Raw genomic sequence first — 3136 nt, 5'->3', positions numbered from 1 at the left:
CCTCCAAGGGGGGACGGGCCCCTCAGGGGGGACGGGTCCGCCGCGCCGATGACCGACCCGCGCCGATGACGACCCGGGCCGGTCGGCCCTCCGCAGGGACGTACGACCCCTGCCGTGGGCCCTGCTCGGGGACGAAGCTCGAACCGGGAGGTGGAGTTCATGGTCCGTCACGTCACCGCCGGTCCCGACGGGTCGCGCGAGAGCCGGACGGCGGCCGTGCGGTCCGTCTCCCCGGTCGTGGCCCGGCACCGGATCCGCCGTGGCGCGCTCGGCGCCCGCATCGGCCCCGTCACCCACCGCGTTCCTGCACCACTGCATCACCCCCGTCGCCGTCGTCCCGCACAACTGATGCGGTAATCCCGAGGAGTTGAACCATGAAGGCAGCGGTTGTACGAGCCTTCGGCGAGCCCCTGGTCATCGAGGAACGTCCCGACCCGGAGCCCGGCCCCGGCCAGGTGCGCGTCCGTGTCGAGGCGTCCGGGCTCTGCCACACCGACATCCACGCCGCCCGCGGCGACTGGCCCGTCAAGCCGAACCCGCCCTTCGTGCCCGGCCATGAGGGCGTCGGCATCGTCGAGAAGCTCGGCGAGCAGGTCACCCACCTGTCCGTGGGACAGCGGGTCGCCGTGCCCTGGCTCGGCAAGGCCTGCGGACGGTGCGAGCACTGCCTGTCCGGCTGGGAGACGCTGTGCGAGGCGCAGATCAACACCGGTTACGGCTGCGACGGTGGCTACGCGGAGAAGATGCTGGCCTGGGCCGACTTCGCCCAGCCGGTGCCGCACGGCGTCAGCGCCGTCGACGCCGCCCCGCTGACCTGCGCCGGCGTGACCACGTACAAGGCGCTCAAAGTCGCCGGTGTGCGGCCCACGCAGCTCGTCGCGATCTCCGGTGTCGGGGGGCTCGGTCACCTGGCCGTGCAGTACGCCAAGATCGCGGGAGCCCGGGTGGCCGCGATCGACGTGACCGACGAGAAGCTCGAACTCGCCGCCGAACTCGGCGCCGACATCGTCATCGACGCCCGCAAGCACGACGTGGGCGAGGTGCTCAAGGGGTACGGCGGAGCACACGCCGCGATCGCCCTGGCGGTCAACGAGGACGCCTTCGCCGCCGTCAACTCCGGGCTCCGGCGCGGCGGGAAGCTGGTCATGGTCGCCCTGCCCGCGCACGGCACCGTGCAGGTCCCGATCTTCGACACCGTCCTCAACGGGACGAGCGTGATCGGTTCGATCGTCGGCACCCGGCAGGACCTCGCCGAGGTCTTCCAGCTGCACGCGGCCGGCCGGACCAGGGTCATCTCCGAGACCCGCCCGCTCGCCTCGGTCAACGAGTCCATCGAGGACGTGCTGCGCGGTCAGGTCAGGGCCCGGATCGTGTTCGACCTCGGTGCGGGGCGGTGAGCGCGATGTCGACGGATCTTCCGGTCGTCGTCGGTGTGGACGGCTCCGAGCCCAGTCTGCGGGCCGTCGACTGGGCGTCCGACGAGGCCGCCCTGCGCGGACTGCCGCTGCGGATCGTGAACGCCTGTCTGTGGGAGCGCTACGAGGGTGCCGCCCTCGCCCAGGACCTCGGCAAGCCCTCGTCCGAGGTGCTGCCGCAGGACGTCGTCGAGGGCGCCGTCCGGCGCGCCTCCGCCCGTCATCCCGAGCTGAAGGTGACCCCCGAGGTGGTCTTCGAGGAGCCGGAGTACGCACTGGTGCGGGAGAGCCGCGACGCCTCCGTACTGGTGACGGGCACCCGTGGCCGCAGCGGCATGGCCGAGACGCTGCTGGGTTCCGTCAGCCTGGCGGTGGCCGGGCACGCGCACTGTCCGGTGATCGTCGTCCGGGGCAGCCACGACAACCAGGCCCGGTCCGGGCGGCACGGCCGCGTGGTGGTCGGGGCCGGCGGGAAGTCGGCCCTGGACTTCGCCTTCGCGGAGGCCGCGCGCCGCGGAGTGCCGCTGGAGGCGATACGGGCCTGGCGGTGCCCGGCGCACGAGACCACCGACCATCCGCTGCTGGCCGGGGAGCCCGCCCGGCTGCACGAGCAGCAGGCGGTGGACGTCCTGGACGCGGCGCTCCGGGACGCGCCGACCGATGTCGAACTGCACCGCCGTACCGTCGAGGGCCCGGCCGGGACGGTGCTGGCCGGGGCCTCGGACCACGCCGACCTGCTGGTCATCGGCGCGAGGCGCCATCCGCGGCACTTCGGGCTCCAGCTCGGCCGAGTGGCCCACCGGGTGCTGCACCACTCCGCCTGCCCGGTGGCGATCGTGCCCGAGCAGGAGTGAGCGGCTCGGGTCACAGGCCCGCCGCGTGGTCGGGGACGTAGGTCTGCAGATCACGCGGCGGGCGCTCGTACCCGGTCGATGTCGGCCGCTCGGGCAGCTCCAGGACCGGGGGCGGGACCTCGTGGTACGGCACCGAGGACAGCAGGTGGGCGATCATGTTCAGCCTCGCCCGGCGCTTGTCGTCGCTCTCCACGACGAACCACGGGGCCTCCGGGATGTCGGTGTGCACCATCATCGCGTCCTTGGCCCGGGAGTACGCCTCCCAGTGGGTGATGGACTCCAGGTCCATCGGCGACAGCTTCCAGCGCCGCAGGGGATCCTCCAGGCGCCTGCGGAACCGGTCCTGCTGCTCGGTGTCGCTCACCGAGAACCAGTACTTGCGCAGCACGATCCCGGCCTCCACGAGCATCCGCTCGAACAGGGGGCACTGGCGCAGGAACAGCTGGTACTCCTCCTTGGTGCAGAAGCCCATCACGTGTTCCACGCCGGCCCGGTTGTACCAGGACCGGTCGAACAGCACGATCTCGCCGGCCGCCGGCAGCTGCTCCACGTACCGCTGGAAGTACCATTGGCTGCGCTCGCGCTCGGTCGGCTTCGGCAGCGCCGCGATGCGGGCGATACGGGGGTTGAGGTGCTCGGCGACCCGCTTGATGGTGCCGCCCTTGCCCGCCGCGTCCCGGCCCTCGAAGACCACCACCAGCCGGGCGCCCTCCGCGCGCACCCACTCCTGGAGCCTCACCAACTCCGTCTGCAGACGCAGCAGTTCCTTCTCGTAGGTCTTGCGCGACAGCCTCTCCGCGCCCTTGTCGGCCATGCCGCCTCCACCCTCCGGGTCCCACACCTGCCCGCCACCGTACTTTCCACCCC

General features: G+C 72.3%; 4 protein-coding genes. 3 read left to right on the top strand and 1 reads right to left on the bottom strand.

The window, feature by feature from the left end:
* Positions 1–159: 159 nt before the first annotated feature.
* The 3 genes from EHS43_RS48485 to EHS43_RS41140 are packed head-to-tail and all read left to right on the top strand — an operon-like array spanning position 160 to position 2269.
* Positions 160–357 carry a hypothetical protein gene (locus EHS43_RS48485; RefSeq protein ID WP_260470946.1) on the top strand — a complete coding sequence of 66 codons (198 nt, stop codon included), beginning with the start codon at positions 160–162 and terminating at the stop codon, positions 355–357.
* A 17-nt stretch (positions 358–374) separates the two neighbouring features.
* On the top strand, positions 375–1397 hold the full coding sequence (locus EHS43_RS41145) for a zinc-dependent alcohol dehydrogenase (RefSeq protein WP_125195625.1): 1023 nt from the start codon (positions 375–377) through the stop codon (positions 1395–1397).
* Between the two features lie 5 nt (positions 1398–1402).
* Positions 1403–2269: a universal stress protein gene (locus EHS43_RS41140; protein ID WP_125195624.1), complete on the top strand. Its 867-nt coding sequence runs from the start codon at positions 1403–1405 to the stop codon at positions 2267–2269.
* Positions 2270–2279: 10 nt separating this feature from the next.
* Here EHS43_RS41140 and ppk2 read toward each other — a convergent pair whose 3' ends face one another.
* Entirely contained in the window at positions 2280–3083 is an 804-nt protein-coding gene (gene ppk2, locus EHS43_RS41135; RefSeq protein WP_125195623.1) for a polyphosphate kinase 2, read from the bottom strand.
* Positions 3084–3136 lie beyond the last annotated feature (53 nt).

The organism is Streptomyces sp. RP5T, from assembly GCF_003933965.1.
Classification (GTDB): Bacteria; Actinomycetota; Actinomycetes; order Streptomycetales; family Streptomycetaceae; genus Streptomyces.
The sequence above is the reverse complement of the archived record's forward strand: the minus strand, read 5'-3'. Positions and strand labels throughout refer to the sequence as shown.